This window comes from Streptomyces thermodiastaticus, from assembly GCF_014656135.1.
Taxonomy (GTDB): Bacteria; Actinomycetota; Actinomycetes; order Streptomycetales; family Streptomycetaceae; genus Streptomyces; species Streptomyces thermodiastaticus.
On sequence record NZ_BNBV01000007.1, the window covers coordinates 136,167 to 149,994 of the forward strand.

Annotated in this window: 11 protein-coding genes; 5 read left to right on the forward strand and 6 right to left on the reverse strand. The window is 76.4% G+C overall.

Annotation, left to right across the window (positions count from 1 at the left end; genetic code table 11):
- Window positions 1-12 precede the first annotated feature (12 nt).
- Entirely contained in the window at window positions 13-2,553 is a 2,541-nt protein-coding gene (locus tag IE286_RS09660) for a helicase C-terminal domain-containing protein (RefSeq protein ID WP_189796208.1), read from the reverse strand.
- Window positions 2,554-2,788: 235 nt separating this feature from the next.
- Between IE286_RS09660 and IE286_RS09665 the strand changes: the two genes are divergently transcribed.
- Together IE286_RS09665 and IE286_RS09670 are read left to right on the forward strand one after the other, a co-directional pair.
- Entirely contained in the window at window positions 2,789-3,838 is a 1,050-nt protein-coding gene (locus tag IE286_RS09665; protein WP_189796209.1) for a hypothetical protein, read from the forward strand.
- A gap of 96 nt (window positions 3,839-3,934) precedes the next feature.
- Window positions 3,935-4,567, forward strand: coding sequence for an HAD family hydrolase (locus IE286_RS09670; protein WP_189796210.1), 633 nt, complete (start codon window positions 3,935-3,937; stop codon window positions 4,565-4,567).
- 30 nt (window positions 4,568-4,597) lie between these two features.
- Here the strand turns inward: IE286_RS09670 and IE286_RS09675 are convergent, their stop codons facing one another.
- A complete protein-coding gene (locus IE286_RS09675) occupies window positions 4,598-4,867 on the reverse strand; it encodes a hypothetical protein (RefSeq protein WP_189796211.1) in 270 nt (89 codons plus the stop codon).
- Between the two features lie 164 nt (window positions 4,868-5,031).
- Here IE286_RS09675 and IE286_RS27760 point away from each other — a divergent pair, with 164 nt between their 5' ends.
- Window positions 5,032-5,412 carry a cold-shock protein gene (locus IE286_RS27760; protein WP_189796212.1) on the forward strand — a complete coding sequence of 127 codons (381 nt, stop codon included), beginning with the start codon at window positions 5,032-5,034 and terminating at the stop codon, window positions 5,410-5,412.
- Between the two features lie 95 nt (window positions 5,413-5,507).
- On the opposite strand, the gene IE286_RS09685 is transcribed toward IE286_RS27760, so the two are convergent.
- From IE286_RS09685 to IE286_RS09700, 4 genes are all read right to left on the reverse strand, one after another.
- Window positions 5,508-6,383 (reverse strand): 1,4-dihydroxy-6-naphtoate synthase, encoded by an 876-nt coding sequence (locus IE286_RS09685; protein WP_189796213.1) that lies wholly within the window; start codon window positions 6,381-6,383, stop codon window positions 5,508-5,510.
- Complete coding sequence (locus IE286_RS09690; protein ID WP_189796285.1) at window positions 6,364-7,125, reverse strand: futalosine hydrolase; 762 nt, start codon at window positions 7,123-7,125, stop codon at window positions 6,364-6,366. The genes IE286_RS09685 and IE286_RS09690 overlap by 20 nt, the downstream gene beginning before the upstream one ends.
- Before the next feature lie 17 nt (window positions 7,126-7,142).
- Window positions 7,143-7,610: a DUF2771 domain-containing protein gene (locus IE286_RS09695; RefSeq protein ID WP_189796214.1), complete on the reverse strand. Its 468-nt coding sequence runs from the start codon at window positions 7,608-7,610 to the stop codon at window positions 7,143-7,145.
- A gap of 107 nt (window positions 7,611-7,717) precedes the next feature.
- The gene (locus IE286_RS09700) at window positions 7,718-9,151 is read right to left on the reverse strand and encodes an MFS transporter (protein ID WP_229862189.1); all 1,434 of its coding nucleotides are present in this window, start codon (window positions 9,149-9,151) and stop codon (window positions 7,718-7,720) included.
- A 419-nt stretch (window positions 9,152-9,570) separates the two neighbouring features.
- Between IE286_RS09700 and IE286_RS09705 the strand changes: the two genes are divergently transcribed.
- Window positions 9,571-10,497 (forward strand): DUF3027 domain-containing protein, encoded by a 927-nt coding sequence (locus IE286_RS09705; protein WP_189796215.1) that lies wholly within the window; start codon window positions 9,571-9,573, stop codon window positions 10,495-10,497.
- 127 nt (window positions 10,498-10,624) lie between these two features.
- Window positions 10,625-13,777, forward strand: coding sequence for a sacsin N-terminal ATP-binding-like domain-containing protein (locus tag IE286_RS09710; RefSeq protein ID WP_372462526.1), 3,153 nt, complete (start codon window positions 10,625-10,627; stop codon window positions 13,775-13,777).
- Window positions 13,778-13,828: the final 51 nt, after the last annotated feature.

Here is a 13,828-nt window from a genome sequence, read left to right on the forward strand (position 1 = left end):
CCTCAGTCGTCCTCAGTCCTCCTCAAGCTCCGCCACGCCGGTGATGCGGTGCAGCGGGTAGGTGCGCACCTCGTCGGCGGTGTGGTCGTAGCCGGTGACGAAGCCGCCCTCGACCCGGACCGGGGCGAGGACCCGCTGGCTCGCGGCGCCGTCGGCGTTGACGTAGCCGATCCACACGGCCTGGCCGGTGAGGACAGCGGCCTGCAGCGTGGCCAGGGTCTCGGCGGAGGAGGTGCGGGGCAGCTCGCCGGGCGCCTGTGGAGTGCCGGCCGGGCGGCGCGGCGCGGTGGCGGCCAGGTCGCCCGCCCGGATCGCGCGGATCGCGGCGGACAGCAGGGTGTCGTCCGGGACGGGCGGGCCCTGAGGGACCGGCTCGGGCGGGGTGCGCGGCGGGGTGCGGTGCGAGTCGGCGCGCGTGATCACGACGTCCCCGGCGGCGGACTCGGCGGCCGGGGCGTAGCCCATGGCGCGCAGCCCCTCCAGCAGGGCGGCCGGGTCGGCCTGCGCGGCCAGCACCGTCGGCGCCAGACGGCGCAGGCCGAGGGGGGCGGAACGCCTGTCGGCCAGGATCTCGTTCAGCAGTGCCTCGTCGTCGCAGCGCACGTACGACGAGGCCGCGCCCACCCGCAGATGGCCGTGCCGGCGGGCCACGTCGTCGATCAGGTACGCCAGCGGCTGCGGCACCGGGGTGCGGGAGTACTCGGCGAGGAAGGCGTGCAGGTCGGCGGCGGTCCGCCCGGCGTCCAGGGCGCGGCGGACCGAGGCCGGGGTGAACCGGTACACGGTGGCGCCGCCCTTGGACTCCACGTCCGCGAGCACGTCCAGCATCTCGGCGAGCGGCCGCTGCAGCGGGCCGGGCGCCACCGCCGTCAGGTCCGCCTGGAGCAGCACGTGGTCCAGGGGCTCCGGCAGCAGCGGGGCGAGCAGCCGGGCGGCCTTCTCGGCGGCCGCGGCCCGCTCGGCGGGCGACGGGACGGGCGGGGGCGGCGTCCAGTGGTGGTGCACGGGCAGCTTGTCGCCGGGGCCGGAGGGCTCCACGGCGGGCCGCGGCGGCTGCGGGGCGCCCAGCAGGGCCCGTCCGTGGGCGGAGAGCGCACCCCGGCCGGTCACGCCCAGCAGCTCCGCCTCGGACAGCGTCCACCGGGCCAGCCGGGTGCGCAGATCCTCGTCGCCCTGGTCGCGTTCGCGCAGCGGGCGCTCCCAGCGCAGCCGGGCCAGCACCGACTCGGGATCCGGTGCCGCCCCCTGAGGCAGGCCCGCGAGCAGTGTCAGCACCCGGTGCCGCACCTCCGGCGCGGCCGAACGGTCCAGCCCCGGGCCCAGCGCGGACAGCGCGCGGCCCTTCGCGTCCCGCCCGCCGGCCAGGCCGGGGGTGCGGGTCGCCGCCAGCCAGGCCTGCGCCAGCCGGCTCCAGCGGTCGGCGGCGGGCTGCTCCAGCCACTCGTCGTACGCCGGGGTCGCCGCGTACCGCTCGTCGGCCTCGCCGTCGGAGGCGACCAGCCCGGCGGCGTAGGCCAGCTCCACCCAGAACGCCGCCACCGGCTCCGGCACGTCCAGGGCGACGGCGGTGCGCTTGAGGTCGCGCACGCTCAGCCCGCCGGCGCGCAGCACGGCCGGGCCGCCCTCGTCCCAGTCCTTCAGCAGTTCCTCCACGGTGGCCAGCGCTGTGTACGCCTGCCCGGCCGCCGTGGCGTCCACCACGTCCGGGCGGTGGGTCCTGGCCGCTGTCACGGCGGGCGGCACCGGCTCGGGCGTGCGGTGGGCGCGGCCGCCGCGCAGATGCAGCGCCACCTCGCGCGGCAGGACGACCGTGCCGGGCGCCGTGGGAAGCAGCAGCCCCCGGTCGAGCAGCAGCCGCAGATGGGGCGCGGGGTCGGCGGTGACCTGCCCGTACGGCGGGCCCCACGCCAGCCGCTCCAGCGCCTGGCGGGAGTCGGCGGGCAGGGCGGCGAGCAGCGCGTCCAGCCGCTCCCGGTCGGTGAACAGCCCGGTCAGCGCCGCCACCGCGGAGACCGAGTCGTGGGTGGTGGGCAGCCCGGCGGCGGTCAGGATCTCCTGGATCCGGCCCGGCGACATCCCGGCCGTGGCCTCCTTGACCGTCGGGCCGAGCCCGGTCGGCGAGGGCCGCTGCGGGGTGGGCGCCAGCAGCTCGCGGGCGGTGCGCACCAGCCGCAGCCGGTCGTCGCCGCCCCACACCAGTGCCTGGGTGCGCAGGGTGCCCAGGGCGCGCGGCAGGGCGGACTCCACGGCCTGATCACCGGCGTGACCGGCCATCAGGCCGAGCAGTTCACCGTAGCTCGCCGGGTCGCCGGCCACCGCCAGGGCCTGGGCGGTCTGCAGCGCGAACCGGTCGAGACGCTCCAGGGCCCGCACCACCGACGCCCGGGTCGCGGCGCGGGTGGCCAGCTGGGTCAGGTCGGTGGGGACGGGGGTGATGAGGTCGGGGCGGCTGCGCAGAAGTGCGGCCAGACCGGCGTCGTCACGCGCGCGCAGCGCCTCCGCGAGCGAGCGGGGGGCCGCCGCCGCGTCCGCCGGTTTCTCATCGCTGCTCATCCGGTCCACGGTAGCGGGTGGGTACGACGACGGGGACCGTACGGTCACCGGCGGCGGGGACGGATCCCGGTACGGGGCGGTGCGGTTGCGCGGCTCGCAGGCGCGGGTGCGGCGGTGCGGTTAGCCGGCCCGCAGGCGCGGGTGCGGCATGTGCGTGTGCGGCTGGGGCGGGCCGCGGCCCACGCGGTACCGTCGTGCCGCGGATTGTCCGGCCAGCGCCCCGGAGGGGTTGTCCGTGGGGATCGAGAGCGATCAGGTCGTCTACGAGTATCTGAGCCGCGTCGGGGACGTGGCCCAGCAGCGGCAGCTGTCCTCGGCCACCCGGATGCGGCTGGTGGCGCAGCTGCGGGACGAGATCGACCGGAGGCGCGCCAAGGCCGTCGTGGACAGCCCGGCGGCCGTGCGCCGCATCCTCGACCGGATCGGCAGCCCCGACGACGTCGTCGCGGCGGCGGGCGGTGCGGGCAGCGCCCCGGCGGCCCCGGCGGGTGCCGAGGCGCCGCAGGCCGCCGTGCCCGTGCAGCGGGAGGCGGGCACGTCCCAGGACACCGCTGCGGAGGCCGGCGGGAAGCGGCGGAAGGAACAGCGCCGGACACTGCCGGGCCCCCGGCCCGGGAAGGCCCGTGCCGGCTCGGCGCCCTCCTCGTCCGGCGCCCCACCGTCGTCCTCGGCACCGTCCGGGGCGGCGGACGCCTCGGCGGCCCGCTCCGACTGGTGGCGCACCGTCGCCGACGACGCCGGCCTCGGCGACGGTGTGCCCGGCTTCGTGGGCGGTGTGGAGATCCCGGACCTGCTCAAGCCGCCGCCGAAGAAGGACGCCGGCCGGACGGCCCCGGGAGCCGCCCCCGCGGCCGAGGGCGAGGCGGCACGGTCCGGGGAGCAGGCCGGGGAGCGGTCCGGGGAGAAGACCGCCCGCCGGGGCCTGGGGCTGCTGGCCCGGGGTCTGCGGGGCCGGCGCAATCCGCTGCTGCTGTGCGCGGCCGTGCTGCTGGTGGCCGGGGCGGTGCTGGGCAGCTGGTTCGCGCTGGCGCTCGGCTGGGTCATCGCCTACGGATCGCGCCGCCTGACCGCCACGGAGACCAAGTGGGCCGTGCTGGGCATGCCCGGCCTGGCCGTCGTCGCCGGCTGCGTGTGGCTGTGGGGCCGCAGCACCGGCCGCTGGGGCGAGCCCGTCGCCCAGGACGGCATGCACGACGTGCTCGCCCAGACCTGGCCGTGGGTGGTGCGCTGCGCGGCCGTGGCCTCGGCGCTGTTCCTGGTGTGGCGGTCGCAGCGGCAGCGCTGACGCCCGCCGCCCGCCCGGTGACGGCGGTCACACCGGGGCCCTCGCGGCGGGCCCGGCACCCCACCCCGCCCGGGCGGTCCGGTGCCGCACGGCACAATGGCCCCCATGACTTCCCCCGTGCCGACCGTCGGCTTCGACCTGGACATGACGCTCATCGACTCCCGGCCGGGCATCCGCGCCTGCTACCTGGCGCTGTCCGAGCACACGGGGACGTACGTCGACGCCGACCTGGCCGTCACGCGGCTCGGGCCGCCCCTGGCCGACGAGCTGGCCCACTGGTTCCCGCCCGAGCGGATCGAGCAGGCCGCGGAGCTGTACCGCGAGCTGTACCCGCAGACCGCCATCGCGCCCACCCTCGCGCTGCCCGGCGCCCGGGAGGCCGTCGCGTCGGTGCGGCGGGCCGGCGGGCGGGCGATCGTCGTCACCGCCAAGTTCGAGCCGAACGCCAAGCTGCACCTGGAGCACCTGGGGATCGAGCCGGACGCGGTGATCGGCGGTCTGTGGGCCGAGCAGAAGGCCGAGGCGCTGCGCGAGCACGACGCCCGTGTGTACGTCGGCGACCACCTCGGGGACGTCCGCGGCGCCCGTGCGGCCGGGGCCCTGTCGGTGGCGGTGGCCACCGGGCCGTGCGGCGCGCAGGAGCTGCGCGCGGCCGGGGCGGACGTCGTCCTGGCCGACCTCACCGCCTTCCCGCGGTGGTTCGCGGACCACCTCGGCGGCCGGGCGTAGGAAGACCTGGCGGGCCGGGCGCACGAAGCCCTAGCGGGAGCCGGCCGTCTCCTCGGCGCCGGCGCGTGCCCGGCGGCGGCCGGCGGCGATCGAGCGCAGCAGCCCGGCCCCGGCGAGCACGAAGCCCACGGCCATGAGCATGCTCAGCCCGTACATGAACGTCGGGAACGGCTTCGCGCCGAGGAACAGCGGTGCCACCGTGACGACGGTGGCCACCACCCCGATGAAGAACACGATCGCGCCGGCGCTGATCAGCCGGTCGCCGGGCCCGGCGGAATTCGTTTGGGTTTCGTCACGCACCGGACCAGGGTAGTTCCAGCGCGGGGGAACGGCCGGGCGACGTCTTGTCACCCGCCCCACGACCATTAGCCTGGGTACCGGCGGGTCCGCAGCGGCCCGCCCCAGTGCTATCAGAGCCGTTTCGAAGAAGCAGTTTTCCGACGAGTACGAGGACGAGGACGGACGTGCCCACCGGCAAGGTCAAGTGGTTCAACAGCGAGAAGGGCTTCGGCTTTCTCTCCCGCGACGACGGCGGTGACGTCTTCGTCCACTCCTCGGTCCTGCCCGCCGGAGTGGACACGCTCAAGCCGGGACAGCGCGTGGAGTTCGGCGTGGTCGCCGGGCACCGCGGTGACCAGGCGCTTTCCCTGACGCTGCTGGAGACTCCGTCGGTGGCGGCCGCCCAGCGCAAGAAGCCCGACGAGCTGCTGTCCATCGTGCAGGACCTGACCACGCTCCTGGAGAACGTCGGCCAGACCCTGGAGCGCGGCCGCTACCCGGACAAGGCCTCCGGCAAGAAGGTGGCCGGCCTGCTGCGGGCGGTCGCCGACCAGCTGGACGTCTGACCGGACGGACCGCCTCCGGCCGCCGGGCGCATGCCGTCCGGCCGGTCGGGTGACCGGCCGGACGGGTGGATCGCCCGCGGCGCGGCGCCACGGTCTTACGACGACGGGAAGCGCAGCGCGTCGTCGTTCAGCGCCGGCAGCAGCCCCTCGGCCGCGGCGCGGCCGAGCAGCCCGCGGATCGCCGCGTAGCCGTCCTCGCCGAGGTCGGCGGTGAACTCGTTGGCGTACAGCGCGATGTGCTGCTCGGCGACCGCCGGGTCCATCTCCTGGGCGTGCTCCATGACGTACGGGCGGGACGCCTCGGGGTCGTCCCAGGCCGCGCGGACCGAGGCGCGGACGGCGTCGGCGAGCCGGGTCAGCGTCCGCTCGCCCAGCGACCGCTTGGCGATGATCGCGCCCAGCGGGATCGGCAGGCCCGTGGTGGCCTCCCAGTGCTCGCCCATGTCGGCGAGCTTGTGCAGGCCGTAGTTCTGGTAGGTGAAGCGCGCCTCGTGGATCACCAGGCCCGCGTCGACCTTCCCGTCCCGCACGGCCGGCATGATCTCGTGGAACGGCATCACCACGATCTCGCCGACCCCGCCGGGCACGGTGTCCGCGGCCCACAGCCGGAACAGCAGGTACGCCGTCGACTTCTCGCTCGGCACCGCGACCGTCCGGCCGCTCAGGTCGGCCTCCGGCTCGCGGGTCAGCACCAGGGGGCCGCAGCCCCGGCCGAGCGCACCGCCGCACGGCAGCAGCGCGTACTCGTGAAGGACGTACGGCAGCACCGCGTACGACACCTTCAGCACGTCGAACTCGCCGCGTTCGGCCATGCCGTTGGTGATGTCGATGTCGGCGAAGGTGACGTCCAGCGCGGGCGCGCCGGGGATGCGGCCGTGGGCGAGGGCGTCGAAGACGAAGGTGTCGTTCGGGCAGGGCGAGTAGGCGATGCGCAGCCGGTCGGGCTGCTGCTCAGGATTCTGCGGGGTCATGTGCGTTCCAACTCTCCAGTGCGGCGGCGAGCTTTTCGAAGCCCTCGGTCAGGGCGGTCAGGGCGTCGCCGATGCGCCAGGCGGCGCGGTCGCGGGGGCCGACGGCGTTGGAGACCGCGCGCAGCTCCAGCACGGGCACACCGTGCGCGGCGGCCGCCTCCGCCACACCGAACCCCTCCATCGCCTCGGCCAGGGCGCGGGGGTGCCGTGCGCGCAGCGCGGCGGCGCGGGCGGCGGTGCCGGTGACCGTCGACACCGTCAGCACCGTGCCCGTGGCCGCCCCGGTCGCGGCCGCCGCCGTGCGGACCAGATGCCCGGGCGGACGGTGGGTGACGGTGCCGAAGCCCAGCTCGGTCACCGGAAGGAAGCCGTCGGCGGTCTCCGCGCCCAGGTCGGCGGCGGTGATCTCGTCGGCCACGACGAGGCTGCCCACGGGTGCCCCGGGCAGGAAACCGCCCGCGATGCCCGCGCAGACGACGAGGTCGTAGGGGGCGCCGTCGAGCGCGGCGGCGGTCAGCGCGGCCGCGGTGGACGCGGCGGCCCGGGCCGGGCCGACACCGGCGGCCAGCAGACCGAACCCGCCGCCCGGGTCCTCGGCATCATGCGCGCCGGCCGTGCCCGGCGGGGCGAGGCGGTGCACGGTCGCCGCCGGCAGCTGCACCTCGCGGGCCGGCTCGGCGGACAAAGCCCGCGCCACCGCCTCCCGTTCGGCCGGGACGGCGGTGGCGACGAGCACACGCAGGAAGGACACCGGAGCGGTCAGGACGCCTTGTTGAGCTTGAAGGACCAGATGCCCGTCACGTCCTTCTCGCCCTGCTTGACGGCGACCCAGGTGGTGTTGCCGCTCGCACCGTACTGGGCGTTGAAGAAGACGCTGCCCGGAATGGTGCGGTACGTCTTGGTGCTGGAGTCGGTGAGCGGCTGACCGTTCATCAGAATGGTCCAGCCCGCGTCCGCGATGTCCGGGTCGACGCCGAACCGTACGGTGTCGTCCGGGTCGACCTCGATCGAGTGGTCCGACTTCAGGCACTTCGGCAGCTCGGTGGTCGCGATCGCCTTGCCGTCGGCGTAGCAGGTGGCCTCGGCGTGCACCGAGTCGCCGCCGACGGTGATCGTGGCGATCGGCGTCGGGTGGGAGCAGGCCGACAGGGCGAGCAGTCCGGCGGAAACGGCGCCGGCGGCGGCGACGGCGCGGCGGCGTCGCACGGCGGATTGCAGCAAGGTCATGGCCGAAGGCTATCGGGCATGTCCATACCCCTGCCCACGCGGGGGTGCGGCGTGCCGTGGCGCGGGGCCGCCGGCGCGGGCCGCCGCACGGGGCCGGCGGCGCACGGTCAGGACGGGCCGGGCCGGCCGGGCGCGCCCTGCCGGGCACAGGCGAGCAGGCCGCGGACCGTCGGCAGCCAGCCGGCGGCCACGATCGCCGCGCCCGTCGCCAGGCCCAGCACGCCACTGAGCGGCAGCACGATGCCGATCGCGCCGCCCAGCACCCAGGACATCTGCAGCAGCGTCTCGGAGCGCGCGAACGCCGAGGTGCGCACCAGCTCGGGCACGTCCCGCTGGATCAGCGCGTCCAGGGACAGCTTGGCCAGCGCCTGCCCGAGACCGGCGACCGCCGCCAGGCACGCCACCAGCAGCGCGCCGAAGAAGACCGCGGCCGTCAGCGCCACCCCCAGCACGAGCGCCACCACCGTCACCACGATGACCTCCGGCGCCCGCGAGCGCAGCCACGCCCCGACCGCCGTGCCCAGCGCGTTGCCCGCGCCCGCCGCGACGCCCACCGCCCCCAGCGACACCGCCGCGCTCTGCCCGGCCAGCGGATGCTCCCGCAGCAGGAAGGCGAGGAAGAAGATCAGGAAACCGGACAGGCAGCGCAGCGACGCGTTGGCGGCCAGGGCGTGGGTGACGGCCGTGCCCACCGTGCGCAGCCCCGGCCGCCTGCCCCGGCCCCGCCGCGGCCCGTGCAGCCGCCCGGCGTCGGCCGCGAGCAGCGCCCGGTCCTCGCCGCGCGCCGAGTCCACCTTCGGCGGCAGGGAGAACGACAGGAACGTACCCGCGATGAAGATCACGAAGGCGCCGTACAGCGGCCAGCGCGGCCCGATCAGGTGCAGCCCCGCCGCGACGGGCGCGGCGGCCCCGGTGGCCAGCAGCCCGCCCAGCGTCACCCGCGAGTTGGCCTTCACCAGCGAGAAACGGGGCGGCAGCAGCCGCGGCACCACGGCGCTGCGCACCACCCCGTAGGCCTTGGAGGCGACCAGTACGCCGAGCGCCGCCGGATACAGCTCCAGCCCGCCGCCGGCCGCCGCGCCCGCGATGACCAGGGCGAGCAGCGCCCGGCCGAGCATCGCGGCGGCCATCGCGGCCCGCCGCCCGTGCGGCAGCCGGTCCAGCAGCGGGCCGATGACCGGGGCGAGGACGGTGAACGGCGCCATGGTGACGGCCAGATACAGCGCGACCCGGCCGCGGGCCTCGTCGGTGGGCACGGAGAAGAACACGGTCGAGGCCAGCGCCACGGTGATCATCACGTCGCCGGCGCCGTTGACCGCGTGCAGCTCGATCAGCCGGCCCAGGCCCGACTCACCGGCGCCGTGGGCGTGCGTGACACGGCGGATGCCGCGCAGCGTGCCCGTCACCGGGAGCCGCAGAGCACGGCCCACCGCGCGGACGGACCCGGCGAAGGGGCCCGAACCGCTGGCTCGGCTGCCCTCCTCGCACCCCTGGGGCTCACCGGTCCCGGCGGTCTCGGAGGGCGTCCTCGCGGCTGCCACTCCGTCATAGTGCCCCCTGACCGACGCCGGTGGCGCCATTGCGGCACGGACGAGGCGGCGCACGGGCGGCACGGCCACCCGCACGGCCACCTGGCGCGCACCCGGTGGCGTGTCCGCCACGACGGCCGCGACCTGGACCGATGCCCGCAGCCGGCCCAGCGAACCGGGGCCCGCCTCCGTCCCGGCGGCCGGTGCCCACGGCGGTGTGGGCCGCGCGGCGGCGAGAAGGTAGCGTGCGTAACGCGCCGTGGCGAACGTTCTCGGCCGCGCGCCTTACCGCCATACCGCAGAATGGATGACGTAGGTGTGCCCGAGCGCGTTCCGGGCGCGGACGTCGACGCGGTCCACGGGTCCGCTCCGTCCGCCCCGCTGCCTTCGGCGGCGCACCCGGAAGACGGCGTAGGAGAGAAGCGATACCTGTGAGCGCAGCGAGCACGCGAAGCCGCACACCCGACCGTCTGTGTGCCGAGGCCGTCGACCTCGCCCGCGCAGCAGCGGAGGAGACGGCCGCGCCGGGCGTGGTCGGCGAACACGTGGGTCTGGTCTCCGAGGGCGACCGCGTCGTCACCCATTTCTTCGAGTGCAAGGAGCTGGGCTACCGCGGCTGGCGGTGGGCCGTGACGGTGGCCCGCGCCTCCCGCGCCAGGGTCGTCACCCTGGACGAGGCCGTCCTCCTGCCCGGTCCCGACGCGCTGCTGGCGCCCGAGTGGGTGCCGTGGAGCGAGCGCCTGCGCCCCGGCGACCTCGGTCCCGGCGATCTGCTGCCCACCGACGCCGACGACCTGAGGCTGGAGCCCGGGTACACGGGCGAGGACGAGCCGCCGCCGAACTCTGCCGTCTCCGAGGAGATGACCGAGCTGGCGGAGGCCGAGGACGCCGACGTCACCGCCGGCCCGCCGCGCAACCTGCCCACCGCTCCCTCGCGCGGCTCCATCAGCGCCGTCGCCGAGGAACTGGGCATGCGCCGCGCACGGGTGCTCTCCCGGTACGGCCTGCATCTGGCCGCCGACCGCTGGGAGGAGGCGTTCGGCGCCAAGACCCCGATGGCGCAGGCCGCCCCCGCGTCCTGTGTCAGCTGCGGCTTCCTGGTGCCGATCGGCGGCTCGCTCGGCCAGGCCTTCGGCGTGTGCGCCAACGAGTTCTCCCCGGCCGACGGGCGCGTGGTCTCCCTCTCCTACGGCTGCGGCGGCCACTCCGAGGCCGCGGTCATGCCCAAGCCCCCGCAGCCGGCCCCGCCGGTGATCGACGAGACCCGCGTCGACCCCTTCCCGATCCGCCCCGCCCGTGACTCCGGCTCCGTCCCGGACAGCTCGGACCAGAAGACCGAGGAGCTCGGGCACTCCTGACGCCCGCCGCCCGGAACAGGCCGCGCCACTCGCCGGCCGCCGGCGCGCTGCCCCGTACCGGGGAGCCGCATCCGCCCGCCCTCCGGCGCGGTACCTTCGGTGCACCTTCGTGAGGAGAATGAACGACGTGAGCATGTGGGTGCAGCCGTCCGCCGGAGGGGATCCGTTCGGGACCTCGCGTCTGCGGCGCGGGGTGCTGGACGCGTGGGCCACCAGCCCGGCCCGGTTCCGGGAGGACGCCAACGCCGAGGAGGACCTGGTCCTCGGCGGTTACCGCGACCGGCTCGTCGTGGAGCTGGCGCAGAACGCCGCGGACGCCGCCGCCCGCGCCGGCGTGCCCGGCCGGCTGCGCCTGACCCTGCGCGACGGGGTGCTGCTGGCCGCCAACACCGGCGCCCCGCTGGACGCGGCCGGCGTGGAGTCGCTGTCCACGCTGCGCGCCTCCGCCAAGCGGGACACCTCCGCCACCCGCACCCCGTCCGTCGGCCGGTTCGGCGTCGGCTTCGCCGCCGTGCTGGCCGTCACCGACGAGCCCGCCGTGGTCGGCCGGCACGGCGGAGTGCGCTGGTCCCTGGCCGAGGCGCGTGAGCTGGCCGAGGAGACGGCCCGGCACAGCCCCGGCCTGGGCGACGAGATCCGCCGCCGCGACGGCCACGTCCCGCTGCTGCGGCTGCCGTTCGCCGCCGAGGGCACCGCCCCCGACCCCTACGACACGGTCGTCATCCTGCCGCTGCGCGACACCGCCGCCGCGGACCTGGCCGAGCGGCTGCTGCGCGGCGTGGACGACGCCCTGCTGCTCGCCCTGCCCGGCCTGACCGAGGTCGTGGTGGAGATCGGCGACGAGGAGCCGCGCACCCTCAGCCGCCGCACCGATGGCCCGTTCACCGTCGTCGAGGACTCCCGGCCCCCCGCCGGCGCGGACACCCCCACCGGCGTCACCCACTGGCGCACCGCCTGTGCCGACGGCCCCCTCACCCCCGACCTGCTCGCCGGCCGGCCGGTGGAGGAACGGCTGCGCCCGCACTGGTCGGTGACCTGGGCCGTGCCCGTCGACGCCTACGGCAACCCGGTGCGCCCCCGCACCAGCCCCGTCCTGCACGCCCCCACCCCCAGCGACGAACCGGTCGGCGTGCCCGCCCTGCTGATCGCCACCTTCCCGATGGACAGCACCCGCCGGCACGTCGCGCCCGGACCGCTCACCGACTTCCTGGTGCAGCGCGCCGCCGACGCCTACGCCGGGCTGCTCGCTACCTGGCGGCCGGTCACCGAGGGCGTCATCGACCTGGTGCCCGGACCGCTCGGCAAGGGCGAGGTGGACGGCGCGCTGCGCCAGGCGATCCTGCAGCGGCTGCCCCGCACCTCCTTCCTGCCGCCGGCCGTGCAGGCGAAGTCGCCCGAGGACGACCTGCCCGAGTCGCTGCGCCCCCGGGACGCGGAGATCGTGGAGGGGGCGGGCGCCGGAACCGTGCGGGTGCTGGCCGAGGTGCTGCCGGCGCTGCTGCCCGCCGGGCTGGAGCGCCGGGCGGAACTGCGCACCCTGGGCGTGGCCCGGCTGCCGCTGACCGACGCCGTCGACCGGCTGGCCGGCCTGGAGAAGGACCCCGCCTGGTGGCGGCGGCTGTACGACAGCCTCGCGGGCGTCGACCCCGACCGGCTGTCCGGGCTGCCGGTGCCGCTCGCCGACGGCCGCACCACCATCGGGCCGCGCCAGGTGCTGCTGCCCGCCGGGGACGCCACCCCGGTCGACCCGGAGACGCTGGCCCGGCTCGGGCTGAAGGTCGCCCACCCGGACGCCGCGCACCCGGTGCTGGAGAAGCTCGGCGCGCTGCCCGCGACGCCGCGCGCGGTGCTCACCACCCCGCAGGTGCGGGCCGCGGTCGCCGCCTCCCTCGACGAGGACGCCGGAGGCTGGGACGAGGACACCCCCGACGCGGAGGAACTCGCCGACACCGTCCTCGCCCTGGTCCGGCAGGCCGGCCTGGAACCCGGCGACGAGCCCTGGCTGGGCGCGCTCGCCCTGCCCGACGAGGACGGCGAACTCGCCCCGGCGGCCGAACTCGTCTTCCCCGGCGGCCCGTTCCACTCCGTGATGCGCGAGGGCGAACTGCCCTGCGTCGACGCCGAACTGGCCGAGAAGTGGGGCGAACAGCCGCTGGCCGCCTGCGGCGTCCTGGTCGACTTCGCTCTTGTGCGGGCCACCGACGTCGTCCTCGACCCGGACGAGATGGAGCCGCGCGAGAGCGACTGGCCGGAACCGGACGACCCCGGCCTGCTGGACGCGGTCGACGTCTGGTGCGAGGACGTCCTCGACCGTTTCCCGGACACGCCCGTGCCGCCGGTCGCCACCGAGATCGTCGCCGTGCGCGACCTTGACCTCGTCGACGACGACCAGTGGCCCCGGGCGCTCGCCCTGCTGTCCCGGCCGCCGCTGCGCGACGCGCTCACCCAGCCGGTGCGCGTCCTGCTGCCCGACGGCACCCACGAGACGGTGCGGCCCTACACCGCCTGGTGGCTGCGCGGCCACCCGGTGCTCGGCGGACGCCGCCCGGCCGGACTGCGCGCCGCCGGCTCCGACCCGCTGCTGCGCGGCCTGTACGACGAGGCCGACGCCACCGGCGTCGACGACGAGCAGGTGCTGCGTGCCCTCGGGGTGCGCACCTCGGTCGCCGCGCTGCTGGACGAGCCCGGCGGAGCCGCCGAACTCCTCGACCGCCTGGCCGACCCCGAACGCCCGGTCACCGCGGCCCAGCTGCACGCCCTGTACGGGGCGCTGGCCGGACTCGACCCGGAGCAGGTCACGCTGCCCGACGAGCTGCGGGCCGTCGTCGACGGACGGGTGGAGGTCGTGGACGCCGCGGACGCCGTGGTGTGCGACTCCCCGGACCTGCTTCCGTTCACCTCCGGGGTGCCGCTGCTGCCGGTACGGCCCGCGCTCGCCGCCGAGCTGGCGGAGCTGTTCCAGGTGCGGCGGCTGAGCGAGACCGTCCCCGGAACCGTGGACAGTGAGGGCACCGAGCACGAGGTCCCGGAGGCCGTGCGGGTGCTCCTCGGCCCGCGCACCCCCGCCACCTACGTCGAGCACGAGGAACTCGTCGTCGACGGCACCGAGCTGGACTGGCGGCTCACCGACGACGGGGTGCTGCACGCGGCCACCCTGGAGGGCGTGGCCGCGGGACTCGCCTGGGCGGCCGGACAGTGGCCGCGCCGCTTCGAGGTGGCCGCCCTGCTGGAGGACCCCTCCCGCACGGAGGAACTCGCCCGCGACCGCTGGTTCGACTGAGGAACCGAGGACACGTCCACGTCCCGCACACGGTGCGCCGGCAGCCCGCCC

Coding starts and splice junctions, on each gene's coding strand:
- IE286_RS09660 (WP_189796208.1), bottom strand. CDS start 2,553: ATGAGCAGCGATGAGAAACCGGCGGACGCGGCGGCGGCCCCCCGCTCG.
- IE286_RS09670 (WP_189796210.1), top strand. CDS start 3,935: ATGGCCCCCATGACTTCCCCCGTGCCGACCGTCGGCTTCGACCTGGAC.
- IE286_RS09685 (WP_189796213.1), bottom strand. CDS start 6,383: ATGACCCCGCAGAATCCTGAGCAGCAGCCCGACCGGCTGCGCATCGCC.
- IE286_RS09695 (WP_189796214.1), bottom strand. CDS start 7,610: ATGACCTTGCTGCAATCCGCCGTGCGACGCCGCCGCGCCGTCGCCGCC.